Below are 14,461 nucleotides of genomic sequence, written 5' to 3'. Positions count from 1 at the left end.
ATGCAACAACGTGTCATCGTCGGTATGTCGGGTGGTGTAGATTCATCTGTTTCTGCTGCGCTTTTAATTCAACAGGGTTATCAGGTTGAAGGTCTTTTCATGAAGAACTGGGAAGAAGATGACGGCACAGAATATTGCACGGCGATGGATGACCTTGCCGATGCTCAGGCCGTCTGCGACAAAATCGGGATTAAACTGCATACCGCAAACTTTGCCATGGAATATTGGGATCGTGTATTCGAGCATTTTTTAGCAGAATATGCGGCTGGCCGTACCCCAAACCCAGACATTTTATGTAATAAAGAAATTAAATTCCGTGCCTTTCTAGATCATGCGGTGAACTTGGGTGCAGACTTTATTGCCACAGGTCATTACTGTCGTCGCGGTGCAACCATGACCAATTCACGCGGTGAAGAATACGCACCACTCTTACGTGGTGTTGATCAGAATAAGGATCAAACCTATTTCCTGCATGCCGTACATGGTCGTGAAATTAACAAGACATTATTCCCTGTCGGTGAAATTGAAAAGCCGCAAGTCCGCAAAATCGCTGAAGAATTAGATCTTGCTACGGCAAAGAAAAAAGACTCGACCGGGATCTGCTTTATTGGCGAACGCCGATTTAATGACTTCTTGAAGCAATATTTACCGGCACAACCCGGAAAAATCGTGCTGGAAGACGGTAAAGAGGTTGGTGATCATCACGGCTTAATGTACTATACGCTCGGTCAACGCGGCGGCATCGGTATTGGCGGAATGAAAGGCGTCGCGGAAGGTGCCTGGTTCGTATTACATAAAGATATCGAAGGCAATCGTCTGGTGGTGGGTCAAGGCCATGAGCACCCACTGATGCAAAGCACCATGCTTTGGAGTGAAGCAATTGACTGGGTGGCCGGCGAGCAGGATATTCCTGAAACAGGTTTTCGTTGCACGGCCAAAACCCGTTACCGTCAGACTGATCAAGCATGTACGGTGTACCAAGATTCAGAATCACCCAATGGTGTACGTGTGGAGTTTGATGAACCACAACGTGCAGTGACCCCAGGTCAAAGTGTGGTGTTTTATTCAGGTGAAGTTTGTTTAGGCGGTGGTGTGATTCATCATACCAATGCACCTAAACCTGATTTTATAAAAGGATGAATTCGGCATGACGGAGTTACCATTTCAACCAGCCACAACGTTGAATACTCGTCAAAATCGCGCTTTGGCGTTAGCGGGTGTGTTTCAGGCCACCCAGCTGACCCATATGACCGCATTGAGTGGTCAGCAAAGTATTGGTGAAAACGGTAACTTTTATTTTGAACAGTTGATTAAAGCCAGTCTCAATATCCGTCCCGGCAATAACGAAAATGCCCAGACCCTAGACTTTTTTAATCAACTGGCCGATATTTCCTTAGGCTTAAAAACATTAGAAAGCAGCATTATTCAGCCCTTCAATACTTCACCAAAATCCAGAATTCCAAAACTTTCCAGCACCAAACTTCCAATGAGCTATGCCATGGCACTTCTTCAATTAGAAAAGAAGGTCTATAGCAATCCCAAATTTGTTGAAATTATTGAACAGTCCCAACAGAAAATTCTCAGACAGCTTTCCTTCTTCGATAACAATTACCTGCACCCCAGCATCATTGCCAATCTGGCTCAAACCTATGTCGATACTGCGGGATCAATCAATCCGCGCATCATGGTTCGTGGCAATGCCGAAGCCTTTAAAGATGCCGGACATACCAACCGCATCCGTGCTTCCCTCTTTACCGGTTTGCAAATGGCGCACCTGTGGCGTCAGCTTGGTGGCAGCTCCTGGGGCATGGTATTTGGCAAACGCAAGTTGCTAAAAGATATTCAGAATCTGGCGCGTTTACAGTTTCAGGTGGTTTAACTGATACTGCACGTGTTTCGTTTTACGTTTAATTCCAAAATCTAAGGAATCGATATGAACGCTTTAACTGCACTTTCTCCACTAGATGGACGTTACGCGAGCAAATGTGATGCTCTACGTCCCTTTCTTTCTGAGTTTGGTTTAATCCATGCTCGTGTGACTGTTGAAGTGCGTTGGTTACAGGCGCTTGCGAACCATCCGGAAATTACTGAAGTTCCGGCGTTTTCAGGCGAAACTAATGCAGCGCTTGATGCGATTGTAAGCAATTTCTCTGAAGATGATGCCAATCGTATCAAAGAAATTGAACGCACCACCAACCACGACGTTAAAGCGGTTGAATATTTCCTGAAAGAAAAAATTGCCAATATCGACGAATTGAAAAATGCCGGTGAATTCATTCACTTTGCATGTACGTCTGAAGATATTAACAACCTGTCACATGCTTTAATGCTGAAAAGCGGTCGTGATGTACTGATTGCATCTATGCAGCAAATCATTGATTCAATTGTTGCACTTTCTGAAAAGCATGCTGACCAGCCAATGTTGTCTCGTACGCATGGTCAAACTGCAAGCCCAACGACGTTGGGTAAAGAAATGGCGAACGTGGCTTACCGCCTTGCACGTCAAATCAAACAGTTCAAAAATGTTGAACTTCTAGGCAAAATCAATGGTGCAGTAGGTAACTACAATGCGCACTATTCTGTTTATCCAGACATCAACTGGCCTGCGCATTCACAAGCATTTGTGGAATCTTTGGGTCTAGATTTCAACCCGTACACCACACAAATCGAGCCACATGATTATATGGCTGAACTGTTTGATGCCCTGCGTCGTTTCAACACTATTCTGATCGATTTTAACCGTGATGTTTGGGGTTATATCTCGCTTGGTTTCTTCAAGCAAAAGCTAAAAGATGGCGAAGTCGGTTCTTCAACCATGCCGCATAAAGTAAACCCGATTGACTTCGAAAACTCTGAAGGTAACTTGGGTCTTGCCAATGCTGTACTTGCACACTTGGGTGAAAAACTGCCAATTTCTCGCTGGCAGCGTGACCTGACTGACTCTACTGTACTACGTAACATGGGTGTTGGTTTTGCACAAAGCTTAATTGCTTTCGAAGCATGTGCTAAAGGGATCGGCAAACTTGAACTCAATGCTGCACGTATCAATGAAGATTTAGACAATGCGCAAGAAGTGTTGGCTGAACCGATTCAAACTGTAATGCGTCGTTACAACGTTGAAAAACCATACGAAAAATTAAAAGCCCTGACTCGTGGTCAGGCCATGACACGCGACATGATGGTTGATTTCGTAAACGGTAACGAGTTAGAAGCGGTTCCTGCTGCTGATCGTGCACGTTTAGCTGAAATGACACCTGCTTCTTATACAGGTAATGCTGCTGAACAGGCCAAACAAGTGGCTGAGCTGATTGCTAAAATCTAATTTAAAATAAGACCAAAAGGCGAAGCTCAGGCTTCGCCTTTTTATTTATAATGTATTTTATTCTAAAAAAGATATTTCACAATAACGACATGATTGATCATCGACTTTCCGCCAAACATTACACAAGCCTAGGCATTTTAATTCTGGCGATTTTGCTTGCCAGTATTCGTCCTTTAGAACTGGAAGCTTATCTCTTGCATCAGGCAGGCACAGTTTTCATGATCATCATGCTGCTCATCTGCCTGTATAAAATCGGCCTGAATTTTTTAAGTTTTAATTTATATATTCTTTTTTTGATTATTCATGTGATTGCTGCACACTATCTGTATTCTTATGTGCCTTATAACCAGTGGATCGAGCAGATTTTTGGCTTTCATCTGAATGAAGTGATGCACTGGTCACGCAATATGTTCGACCGATTTGTCCATCTGGCCTACGGATTATTACTTTATCCAATTTTCTATCGTCTGTTTCAGGTCTGGTTGCCGCAGCAAAAACCCGTGGTCATTTTCCTGCTGGTAATTCAGTTTGTGGTGGCCAGCAGCATGCTCTATGAATGGCTGGAATGGCTGATTGCCATTGGTTTATCTCCTGAGGAAGCTGAAAACTATAATGGACAACAAGGTGATATGTGGGATGCGCACAAAGACGTCTTGCTTGCTACGATTGGCGCGGCGATAACAGGCGGTCTGCAGTTGATATCGACCAATAAAAAAGCTCACCAAAGTGAGCTTTGAAATTCATTCAAGATCAATTGAATTAAAGTTTTGGATCACGGATTTAATTACATTCATATCTTCAATTATGAATGTGGGCAATATCGCATCCAATCATCCTTCATTTTTTGCAGTTCATTCCCCGTCAACATCTCACTGTAATAAATGAAATAGGTTGCATCAGGATATTGAATCTCATGACGGAACATCATGCCACGCAGTGACACAGATAACTCCTCAGGAAAATCATCCTCTAAATAGAGTTCTTCAAATTCATAATTAAAATAACAATTTTGCGTTGCAATAAATGCTTCAGCTATAGCCATGTTTCTGCTCTAACAATAAAATATGCTTTATTTTATCTGATTAGTTTCAGTGCTGGTTTACATTTCATTCGGTTCAATCCATTGAACAAACTTAGATTCTGACAAATGTGGATATTTGAACTTATCTAGATATTCAAAGCAGGCCTTTTGGCCTTGAGGAATTTTATCCAGATGCTTATCGAAGAATAAATGCCGACTATATTGAGCGCCATCAAAGCGAATACTCACACGTTCAAATTCGTTACCACCTCGAACTTTATGCATCTGATAAAACTGCACAACACCACATTCCTTCGATGGAATAACAGGTGGATCATTGGGCTTTAGAAAGCTATACAGCAGAAAGATACAAACGCCGGGTAGAAAACTCAGCCAAAACAAAACCTTCTTAGAATCATCCTGAGTTAATTTTGCTTCAGAACAAAGCATACATAACATCGGAATAAATACGATACTAAAAAACCCAAGCAACAAAATAAACGTGAGCATATGAGCCTAGACTCAATCAGAGTACTCCACTTATATCATAACAATATGATTTCAAAAAATAAAAAAGCCCACCGAAGTGAGCTTTGAAATTCATTCAAGATCAACTGAATTAAAGTTTTGGATCACGCATTTGCACCAGATTTGCATTGGCTTTGCTTAAGCTTTCTATGACTTTATTCATGACAGTTGGTACCAGTGAATCAGCAATTTGCGCTGCTTGTAGGCCCAGCTTTTCACCCAAAGTTGGTTTCTTGCGGGTCTGGATGGAATAGATATCATGCTGGGTTAATAAGTTGAGCAGGTATTCATCTGAGGTTTGCAGTTTATCCACCAGATTCAGATCCAGCGCATCCCGGCCATACCAATGCTCACCAGTGGCCACTTTTTCAATATTCAGCTGCGGGCGATACTTTTCAACGAAATGTTTGAATAAAGCATGGGTTTGCTGTAGTTCTTCTTCAAACTTAGCCTTACCCTCTTCGGTATTTTCACCAAACATAGTCACGGTACGTTTGTACTGTCCAGCGGTATAGAGTTCAAAGTCGATTTTATTGTCTTTTAGCAGACGGTTAAAATTGGGTACTTGAGCAACTACACCAATTGAACCAACAATCGCGAATGGTGCAGAAATAATTTCATTGGCGATACACGCCATCATATAACCGCCACTAGCCGCCACTTTATCGACACAGATGGTCAAATGAAAACCTGCCTCACGTAACCGCACCAGTTGAGCTGCTGCAAGTCCATAACCATGTACCATGCCCCCCGGACTTTCCAGACGCACTACAACGCGGTCACGACCTGCTTTGGCTGTGGCCAGAATCAAGGTGATTTCTTCACGTAAGCCTTCTACCGCAGAAGCCGCCATATCACCTTTAAAATCGAGTACATAGATTTTTTGATTGGTTTTCTTACGTGCACGCGCTTCTTTTGACAGTTGTTGCGATAACTGTAAAAGTTCCAGTTTAGACCCAGTAGTTTGCGCTATTTTTTTTCGTTGTTCATTGATGCGCGCATTGAGATGACTAATACGGATTTCAGCGGACAGTTTCGGAGTATGAAATAACATAAAAAATCTATTCTCTATTTAATTCGGATTTATCCCTTTAGATTAGGTCAATTTCGGTTTTTTTCAACTTTATTTCGAGAATTATTACGATTATCACCATCTATTTCACCTATAAAAAAGAGCCTTACGGCTCTTTTTTTATATATCGTATTAACCAAAACGCCCTGTAATATAAGCTTCAGTCAATTGATGGTCTGGTTGGGTAAAGACTTTCTCGGTCGCATTCACCTCAATTAAATCACCCAGATGGAAATACGCAGTACGGTCAGATACACGCGCTGCCTGTTGCATGGAGTGGGTTACAATCGCAATGGTATATTGAGTTGAAAGCTCAGAAATCAGCTCTTCTACTTTTGCTGTTGCAATTGGATCCAGCGCAGAACATGGTTCATCCATCAGAATCACTTCAGGCGAAACTGCGATGGTACGCGCGATACATAAACGTTGCTGCTGACCACCTGACAAACCTGTTCCCGGCTGATTCAAACGGTCTTTTACTTCTTCCCACAAACCGGCTTTACGCAAACTGCCTTCGACAATTTCTTCAAGATCGTATTTATCACGTGCAAGACCATGTAATTTCGGGCCGTAAGAAACGTTGTCAAAAATAGACTTTGGAAACGGGTTGGGCTTCTGGAATACCATACCGACTTGAGCACGTAGCAAGACCACATCCAGGTTTGGATCATAAATGTCCTGATTGTCCAGCATGACTTTACCGGTCACACGACAACTGTCAATGGTGTCATTCATGCGGTTTAGGGTACGCAGAAAGGTTGACTTACCACAGCCTGATGGCCCAATAAAAGCAATCACTTCATTTTCATAAATGTTCAGGTCAATGCCTTTAATCGCTTCCGCTTCACCATAGTACACATGCACATCAGATGTACTCAGTTTCACATTTGTCGACTTTTCATCTTTTTTGCTGCTACTTTGCGTATCGAATTGGGAGACAAACGATGTTGCTGGCTTTTGTGTAGCCTCATCATTAGTGAATTGTGTCTGTTGTGGATTCACGGATTGATCCTTTTTTAAGGAGTTTTGAATAACAGTTGTGTTCATGATTCTGCCCCTATTACCAACGGACTTCAAACTTTTTACGTAACCAGATGGCCAGACTGTTCAAGCTGATCATCATGGCCAGAAGTACAATAATTGCTGCTGCGGTACGCCCTTCAAAGAAGTTACGTAACTCATTGCCCTGCCATAAGAAAATCTGCACAGGTAACGCTGTAGACTGATCAAATGGTGTGGCTGGAACACTGGCAACAAAAGCACTCATCCCGATTAATAACAATGGTGCGGTTTCACCTAATGCCTGCGCGACCCCGATAATGGCACCAGTTAAAATACCCGGCAAAGCCAATGGCAAGACATGATGGAAAACCGTTTGCAGTCGTGAAGCACCCAAGCCCAACGCTGCCTGACGAATCGAAGGTGGAACCGCTTTAAGCGATGCACGTGTGGTGATGATTACAGTTGGCAAAGTCATCAGACTCAGCACCAGACCACCGACCAGAGGGGCCGATAGCGGTAAATGCATCCAGCCAATAAAGATCGCGGCACCCAGCAAACCAAACACAATCGATGGCACTGCTGCCAGGTTGTTGATGTTGACTTCGACAATATCGGTAATCCAGTTTTTCGGCGCAAACTCTTCCAGATAGATCGCAGATGCTACCCCAATTGGAATCGAGATAAAAATCACGATCATCATCATGAACAGCGAGCCCATGAAAGCGCCTGCCAGACCTGACGTTGCCGGTGAACTACGCGAGTCAGGGCTGGTAAAAATATTAGTATTGAAACTGTTTTCGATTACACCTGAGGCTTTCATCTCGTCCGCCACCTGGCGTACTTCAGGACTGAGTTGTTGCTGTTCTGCTGGTAACGAACGATCAATATTACCCGCCAGCCAGACATCGACATTGGCATCTGCCAGAATTTTAACCTCTGTGCTTTGACCGACCAGACTTGGATCATTCATGACCATGTCACGTAAGCGATAAGCCTCAGAACTGGTATATAAATAACCCAGTTCATCACGCTGACTTTCCAGCTTGCTGTCTCTGGCGATCATGCCGTTGATGATCAGTGCATCCCAGTCCACCATGCCGACATCCATTTGCCAGGCAATCATACGCTCTTCAAACTGCGCCGGAGACTCTCCCGCAGCTGGCTTGGGTTTTGGACCAATCTCTACAATGGCCGGATCGAAATGAATCGGCAAACTCATGCTGCTTTGCCAGAAGGCAGGCAAACCTTTGGATAAAATACTGCCGAAGAGCAATACCACAAAGAACAGACCGGCCAATACCGCAGAGAAACCAAATAGACGGAATGTTTTTTCTTTACGATGACGTCGCCCCAAAGAGCTTTGAATGGTCTTCTTACGCTTTTCACGCAGCTCGGCAGCGACGGATGGATCAACACGCTGATCCACAGGCGTTGTATTTGAAGTACTCATTAGTCGTATTGCTCACGATATTTACGCACGATGATCAGTGCAACAATGTTCAAACCTAGGGTAATCACAAATAAGGTCAGTCCCAGGGCAAAGGCCACCAGTGCTTGCGGACTGGCAAAGTCGGTATCACCTGTTAATTGATTGACGATGGTAATGGTGACCGTAGATACGGCTTCAAGTGGATTGGCATGCAGCTGCGGACTGTTCCCCGCTGCAAGTACCACGATCATGGTTTCACCAATCGCACGGGATGCTGCCAACAGGAAAGCACCAATAATACCCGGCAAAGCTGCAGGTAAAACCACCTGACGGATCGTTTCAGATTTGGTTGCACCTAGCCCCAGAGAACCATCACGTAAGGCACGTGGCACCTGGGTAATAATGTCATCGGATAGAGAAGATACGAATGGAATAATCATGATGCCCATCACCAGACCCGCGGTCAGCGCACTGGTGGCATTAATTTCGAGTCCGACCATGGCACCCATGGCTTTAAGAAATGGACCGATGATCATCAAGGCAAAGACACCATAAACAATCGTAGGAATACCCGCCAACACTTCAATGGTCGGTTTTGCCCAAGAACGGAAGCGCGGTGATGCATATTCTGCCAGATAGATCGCAATCATCAGGCCGACCGGTACCGCGACCAAAAGTGCGATCGCACTGACCATGAGCGTACCCCACAGCAGTGGCAATAAACCGTAACTGCCCTCGGCACTGCCAGAAGTACTAAAACCCGGGTTCCATTCGGTACCAAAGAAGAAATCCAGTGGACTGACGAAGCTGAAGAAGCGCATCGCCTCACCAAACATCGACATGACAATCCCGAGCGTGGTCAGAATTGCCACACCCGAACACAATGCCAAGCCGATATTAATCATTTTCTCGACTTGGTTACGTGCGCGGAATTCCTGGCTAATATGTTTCTTGGCCCAGACCAGACCAGCCAGTGCAGCCGAAATCACCACTGCCAATTTGGCAAACGTACCAATGGTCGAAAATTTAGCTAACTGTTCTGCTGCGGCCAGTTCATAGGCTGCAGGTGTATCACTGACACCGAAACCTGAGGCAAGTGCCTGAACGCGATCAACAACAACGCCCAGACTTGCCGGATCCAGATTGGCCGAAATATCCTGCGGCAAATGGTTGAGTACCACTTGCTCCAGAAAACTTGGCTCAACCATATTCCAAACAATCAAAATTAAAAACGCAGGGATACCACACCACAGTGCAACCAGTGCACCATAATATCCGGGACGCGAGTGTAAGTTTGCAGAATTGCTTCCCTTACCTGCTAAATTACGGCTTTTACTTAATCCGATTTGATAGGCTATGGCCATAATGGCCAATAACACACCTATAAGTAGCAGATTCATGTATTCTCCACTGTTTTCTCAATTTTCATGGTTTGAAAAAACTTGTTTATCGCAAAAAGCCGATGGTAGGTTGACCCTACCACCAGCGATTTCAAAATCATCGATTATTTTACAATGACCGCTTTACCAGCCTTGAAATTTGCAAGGACTGCTGCGCGTTCTTTATCAGACATTGAAATCAGACCTGCTTTTTCCAGCTTAGAGCCCTTACCTGATACCTTCTTGTTCAGGAAGTATTCAGTGAACTGTGGTAAGCCTTTGATCGATTTCAAGTGTTCGCCTTTCACGTAGAAGAACAATGGACGTGATACCGGATAAGCACCATTCAAAATTGTTTTTTCAGAAGGTGCTACATTGTTCACAGTTGCAACACGTAAGCGGTCACGGTTCTGGTCATAGAAGCCTAGGCCAAACACCCCGACTGCACTTGGAGAAGTTTTCAAACGCGCCAGTGTTTCGGTATAGTCGCCTGCAATTTCAACTACACGGCCATCTTTACGGAATGTGGTACAGGCTTTTTTCTTGGCATCTTTGTCTAGAGACTTAATTGCAGCATACGATTCACAACCTGCATCCACCATTTTCTCCTGGAACACTTCGCGCGTGCCATGATTCGAAGCAGGAATCACCAGCGTGATCGGCTCATTCGGAAGTGCTTTGTCAATTTGGTTCCAGCGTGTATACGGATTGGCGACCATTTTGCCATTTGATGGAAGTTGTGCAGCAAGTGCAGCGAAGACATGTTGTGGACGCAGTTTATAAGCCGCTTTGTTGGCATTTGAAGCAAATACAATACCGTCATAACCAATTTTGATTTCTAATACTTGGTTAACGCCATTCTTTTTACATTCAGCCAGCTCTGTAGATTTGATTTGACGAGAAGAGTTAGCGATATCAATGGTGTTATCACCCACGCCATTACAGAACTGCTTTAAACCACCTGAAGAACCGCCAGAACCGACAACTGGTGTTTTAAACTGTGGAAAAGTATTACCGAATTCTTCCGCCACGATACTGGCATATGGAAGTACAGTTGAAGAACCTGCAATTTGAATGGTGTCACGAGCTGCGTGTGCAGTCGTTACAGCAGCTGCCCCGGTTACTGCTAATGCTAAAGCTATATTTGTAAAGCGCATTCTAGTATCTCTCTCATTTATACAATTTGGAGTACGCCACTTTTTATTCAGTTTTGTACTTATTTCGATACATGCATTTTGATTTTAGAATATGACAAATAAGTTACAGCTTTATTACGATTTAATGATTTTTAATCTAGCAGTTTTTTCTTGATTAAATTTTTATGGATTTCAATGATTAAGTTCTTTTTGTCATTCACTTCAATAAAAAATTTTAGACCAATGACATGTAACAATTTTTATAAACCTGAACTCAGGATAAATCCTGCTCCCTAGCCTTACATAATTAGATGACGATTTTATAACAGCTTAAAATGAGTACAGATATTCGGTATTTTTCTGATGAATCTACCTATAGAATTGATCATTCTATGACTCAAAAATAAAAAAAGGAGATCATTTCGATCTCCTTTTTTCACACCACCATCACTTATGCAATAGGTGGCGTATAAGTACCATCAGCGATTGAATCTTTGATACGATCCGCTTCTGCAAGCACCAGTGCCAGCAAGTTCTTCACGTTATCCAGCGTTGCAACCGGGCTTAAAGTGGTCATTTTCAGAGACTGAACCTGACCGACTTTCGTCACACCAATATTCGCTTCACCACGTGCAAACAGCTCATCTGCCACGTTCTGGTTTAGTGTATCTAACAGTTCAACCGGATAGCCCGCTGGAACCACACGGAACAGCACAGAGGCAAATTGCGGCTCAAGCAGAAGCTCCAGACCGTCAGTCACTTTAATATAATCTGCCACATCACGCGTCAAACCAACACCGTGATCGATCATTGAACCATAAAGCTCTTCGCCTAATGCTTCCACCGTCATCCACAATTTCAACGCATCAAAACGACGCGTGGTTTGCAGTGACTTCGATACCAGGTTCGGCACACCATGTTCTTCATCATAGGCAGAGTTTAGGTACTCCGCTTCATAATGCATGAAACGGTAGTTTGCTTCGTCTTTCAGCAAGAACGCGCCACACGAAATGGTCTGGAAATAATGCTTATGGAAATCGAGCGTAATCGAATCAGACAGCTCGATACCATCTAACATATCGCGATGATCGTTAGACAGAATTAAAGCACCACCCCAAGCTGCATCGATGTGCATCCACGCGCCATATTGGTTGGTGATTTCACGGACTTTCTTCAGTGGATCGATTGCACCTGCATCGGTTGTACCTGCAGTTGCCACCACACATGCCACGATTTTGCCTTCGTTTTGAAGGTGCGCCATGGTTTTCTCAAGTGCGTCCATGTCCATGCGCGCATTTTCGTCCACAGGAACAGTCACTACAGACTGGAAACCCATGCCCATCATCGCCATGTTCTTTTGCACAGAGAAATGTGCATTTTCAGAACAGATGACTTTGACATTACGCATCGCATCCGCAGGAATACCATCACGCTGAACCGACCACGGCTTACCGTTTTCGTCTTTCCAGTTTTTCGCGATGCAAGCATCACGTGCCAGCAGTACGCCCATCAGGTTAGACTGTGTACCACCAGAGGTAAATACGCCTGCCTGGCCTGCGCCATAGCCTACTTTTTGACGTAACCAATCGATTAACTGAACTTCCATCAGTGAACCGGCCGGGCTTTGATCCCATGAGTCCATTGACTGGTTGGTTGCATTAATCAGTACTTCCGCAATCTGGCTGGTCACCATGGTTGGGCAGTGAAGATGCGCAAGTGAATGCGGATGATGTACTTTTAAGCTCTTGTTGAGGAATAACTCAACCATACGCTCTAAAGATTTCTCTACACCCAACCCCTGTTTAGAAGGATTAAACGTAATCGCGCTGCGCAGCTCGTTAATGCTACCACCCGTGTACATTTTGTCATTTTGCAACCATGCTGCAACCGCTTTGGTCGCTTGATCCATGGCTGACTGGTAGTCAGCGATGGATGCAGCATCATTACAAAGTAAAGCTTTACGATGTTCTGCAAAATCTACCATGAATTATGCGCCTCGAACTGCAACAAGAGCTTCAGCAACTGCTTTCTTAAAGCGAGCAATCACTTCAACACATTCGTCATGCGTGATGATCAATGGGCAAAGTAAACGAATCACTGTACCGTTACGACCACCTTTCTCAAGCAATAATTTATTGTTGAAACATGCCGTCTGGATCGCTGCTGCCAATTGACCATCAGCAGGTAAAGAACCCATGTGATCTGCCTTTTGGCGCTCGTCCACAATTTCAACACCAATCATCAAACCGCGACCGCGCACGTTACCAATACATGGGAATTCGGCAGCTAATTTTTTAATCTCAGCTTGCAGGAAATCACCGCGTTCTTGGGCATTTTGCGCCAGGTTTTGTTCTTTAATGGTATTGATCGTTGCAAGACCTGTACCCATTGCCAACTGGTTACCACGGAACGTACCGGTATGACCTGCTGGCTGCCAAGCATCAAACTTACGTTTAATACCGAGTACTGCGAGCGGTAAGCTACCACCAACAGCTTTAGACATCACCACCACATCCGGTTCGATGCCCGCATGTTCAAAGGCAAACATTTTGCCTGAACGTGCAAAGCCCGCTTGAACTTCATCAAGAATCAACACGATGTTGTGCTTTTCAGTCACTTCACGGATTTTCTTCAACCATTTCACAGGTGCAGTTACCACACCGCCTTCTCCTTGAATCGCTTCAAGAATCACAGCTGCCGGTTTAGTCACACCGCTTTCTACATCTTCAATGAAGTTTTCAAAGAAATACGTTAAAGCATCTACACCCGCTTCACCGCCAAGACCCAATGGGCAACGGTATTCATGCGGATACGGCATGAATTGAACGCCTGGCATCAAACCGTTAACTGCGTTTTTCGCAGACAGGTTACCGGTCATGGCCAATGCACCATGCGTCATACCGTGATAGCCACCAGAGAAGCTGATCACCGAGCTACGACCGGTAAAGGTTTTCGCAAGTTTGATGGCTGCTTCTGTTGCATCTGCACCGGATGGGCCACAGAACTGCAAGCAGTATTCTTCTTGACCACCTGGAAGATAAGAAAGAAGTGCTTCAGTAAAAGCATCTTTTAAAGGCGTAGTTAAATCCAGTGTATGCAATGGCAAGCCGCTTGCAATTGTATCCTGGATACTTTGAATGACTGCAGGATGATTATGGCCCAATGCCAACGTCCCTGCCCCAGCTAAACAATCAAGGTACTCAGTACCTTCAACATCGGTAACCCAGCAACCTTGTGCTTTCGCTATCGCTAACGGTAATTTACGTGGATAACTACGCACATTCGATTCCATCTGACTTTGGCGAGTCAAGTAGTATTCGTTTGTGGAATTGGTGGCAGGGTTTACAGAAGTAACGCTCATATCGAATTACCATCTCTGATATGGGTGAAAGAAATAAGTCTGGTGACGTTTGGTCCTTTGACTCGGCGCTTTATAAAGAGGTTCTAGCTAGCAGTTTGTATTTAAATAACTAGGAGGCGGATGATACCGAATTTTTCAGGAAAATAAACAACTTTCAGTTGCATTTTGTCCTAATCTTTATCGAAAAAAAACATCACACCAACCTATAACC

At 44.2% G+C, this 14,461-nt stretch carries 13 protein-coding genes; 4 read left to right on the top strand and 9 right to left on the bottom strand.

Features of this window, described 5'->3' with window-relative positions:
- The 4 genes from mnmA to FTU95_RS01350 all read left to right on the top strand — a co-directional run bounded on the left by mnmA (nt 1) and on the right by FTU95_RS01350 (nt 4,059).
- Complete coding sequence (gene mnmA / locus FTU95_RS01365) at nt 1-1,140, top strand: tRNA 2-thiouridine(34) synthase MnmA (RefSeq protein ID WP_180077301.1); 1,140 nt, start codon at nt 1-3, stop codon at nt 1,138-1,140.
- A gap of 7 nt (nt 1,141-1,147) precedes the next feature.
- Nucleotides 1,148-1,879, top strand: a complete 732-nt coding sequence (hflD, locus tag FTU95_RS01360) for a high frequency lysogenization protein HflD (RefSeq protein WP_005096468.1) — start codon at nt 1,148-1,150, stop codon at nt 1,877-1,879.
- A 54-nt stretch (nt 1,880-1,933) separates the two neighbouring features.
- Nucleotides 1,934-3,322 (top strand): adenylosuccinate lyase, encoded by a 1,389-nt coding sequence (purB, locus tag FTU95_RS01355; RefSeq protein WP_180077299.1) that lies wholly within the window; start codon nt 1,934-1,936, stop codon nt 3,320-3,322.
- Between the two features lie 89 nt (nt 3,323-3,411).
- Nucleotides 3,412-4,059, top strand: coding sequence for a DUF2238 domain-containing protein (locus FTU95_RS01350; protein ID WP_180077297.1), 648 nt, complete (start codon nt 3,412-3,414; stop codon nt 4,057-4,059).
- A 65-nt stretch (nt 4,060-4,124) separates the two neighbouring features.
- On the opposite strand, the gene FTU95_RS01345 is transcribed toward FTU95_RS01350, so the two are convergent.
- The 9 genes from FTU95_RS01345 to FTU95_RS01305 all read right to left on the bottom strand — a co-directional run bounded on the left by FTU95_RS01345 (nt 4,125) and on the right by FTU95_RS01305 (nt 14,250).
- Nucleotides 4,125-4,364, bottom strand: a complete 240-nt coding sequence (locus FTU95_RS01345; protein WP_180072123.1) for a hypothetical protein — start codon at nt 4,362-4,364, stop codon at nt 4,125-4,127.
- A gap of 57 nt (nt 4,365-4,421) precedes the next feature.
- Nucleotides 4,422-4,853, bottom strand: a complete 432-nt coding sequence (locus tag FTU95_RS01340; RefSeq protein ID WP_153566484.1) for a hypothetical protein — start codon at nt 4,851-4,853, stop codon at nt 4,422-4,424.
- Between the two features lie 109 nt (nt 4,854-4,962).
- A complete protein-coding gene (gene sohB / locus FTU95_RS01335; RefSeq protein WP_004730096.1) occupies nt 4,963-5,925 on the bottom strand; it encodes a protease SohB in 963 nt (320 codons plus the stop codon).
- Nucleotides 5,926-6,075: 150 nt separating this feature from the next.
- Entirely contained in the window at nt 6,076-6,990 is a 915-nt protein-coding gene (gene pstB, locus FTU95_RS01330; protein WP_005171697.1) for a phosphate ABC transporter ATP-binding protein PstB, read from the bottom strand.
- A 13-nt stretch (nt 6,991-7,003) separates the two neighbouring features.
- A complete protein-coding gene (gene pstA / locus FTU95_RS01325) occupies nt 7,004-8,395 on the bottom strand; it encodes a phosphate ABC transporter permease PstA (RefSeq protein ID WP_005096458.1) in 1,392 nt (463 codons plus the stop codon).
- Nucleotides 8,395-9,774: a phosphate ABC transporter permease subunit PstC gene (gene pstC / locus FTU95_RS01320; protein ID WP_180077295.1), complete on the bottom strand. Its 1,380-nt coding sequence runs from the start codon at nt 9,772-9,774 to the stop codon at nt 8,395-8,397. The genes pstA and pstC overlap by 1 nt, the downstream gene beginning before the upstream one ends.
- A gap of 104 nt (nt 9,775-9,878) precedes the next feature.
- On the bottom strand, nt 9,879-10,910 hold the full coding sequence (locus FTU95_RS01315; protein WP_159515939.1) for a substrate-binding domain-containing protein: 1,032 nt from the start codon (nt 10,908-10,910) through the stop codon (nt 9,879-9,881).
- Nucleotides 10,911-11,340: 430 nt separating this feature from the next.
- Complete coding sequence (locus FTU95_RS01310; RefSeq protein WP_159515940.1) at nt 11,341-12,873, bottom strand: aspartate aminotransferase family protein; 1,533 nt, start codon at nt 12,871-12,873, stop codon at nt 11,341-11,343.
- 3 nt (nt 12,874-12,876) lie between these two features.
- On the bottom strand, nt 12,877-14,250 hold the full coding sequence (locus FTU95_RS01305) for a diaminobutyrate--2-oxoglutarate transaminase (protein WP_005096454.1): 1,374 nt from the start codon (nt 14,248-14,250) through the stop codon (nt 12,877-12,879).
- Nucleotides 14,251-14,461: the final 211 nt, after the last annotated feature.

The sequence above is a fragment of the Acinetobacter sp. YH12208 genome (assembly GCF_013418055.1).
GTDB lineage: Bacteria > Pseudomonadota > Gammaproteobacteria > Pseudomonadales > Moraxellaceae > Acinetobacter > Acinetobacter pseudolwoffii.
Note: the sequence above shows the minus strand (reverse complement) of the source record. Positions and strands in the feature narration are given on the sequence as shown.

Bases quoted from the DNA above. Each gene is read 5' to 3' on its own strand.
- hflD (WP_005096468.1), top strand. From the start codon at position 1,148: ATGACGGAGTTACCATTTCAACCAGCCACAACGTTGAATACTCGTCAA.
- FTU95_RS01310 (WP_159515940.1), bottom strand. From the start codon at position 12,873: ATGGTAGATTTTGCAGAACATCGTAAAGCTTTACTTTGTAATGATGCT.
- pstA (WP_005096458.1), bottom strand. From the start codon at position 8,395: ATGAGTACTTCAAATACAACGCCTGTGGATCAGCGTGTTGATCCATCC.
- FTU95_RS01305 (WP_005096454.1), bottom strand. From the start codon at position 14,250: ATGAGCGTTACTTCTGTAAACCCTGCCACCAATTCCACAAACGAATAC.
- sohB (WP_004730096.1), bottom strand. From the start codon at position 5,925: ATGTTATTTCATACTCCGAAACTGTCCGCTGAAATCCGTATTAGTCAT.
- purB (WP_180077299.1), top strand. From the start codon at position 1,934: ATGAACGCTTTAACTGCACTTTCTCCACTAGATGGACGTTACGCGAGC.
- FTU95_RS01345 (WP_180072123.1), bottom strand. From the start codon at position 4,364: ATGGCTATAGCTGAAGCATTTATTGCAACGCAAAATTGTTATTTTAAT.
- FTU95_RS01350 (WP_180077297.1), top strand. From the start codon at position 3,412: ATGATTGATCATCGACTTTCCGCCAAACATTACACAAGCCTAGGCATT.
- pstC (WP_180077295.1), bottom strand. From the start codon at position 9,774: ATGAATCTGCTACTTATAGGTGTGTTATTGGCCATTATGGCCATAGCC.
- FTU95_RS01315 (WP_159515939.1), bottom strand. From the start codon at position 10,910: ATGCGCTTTACAAATATAGCTTTAGCATTAGCAGTAACCGGGGCAGCT.
- FTU95_RS01340 (WP_153566484.1), bottom strand. From the start codon at position 4,853: ATGCTCACGTTTATTTTGTTGCTTGGGTTTTTTAGTATCGTATTTATT.
- pstB (WP_005171697.1), bottom strand. From the start codon at position 6,990: ATGAACACAACTGTTATTCAAAACTCCTTAAAAAAGGATCAATCCGTG.
- mnmA (WP_180077301.1), top strand. From the start codon at position 1: ATGCAACAACGTGTCATCGTCGGTATGTCGGGTGGTGTAGATTCATCT.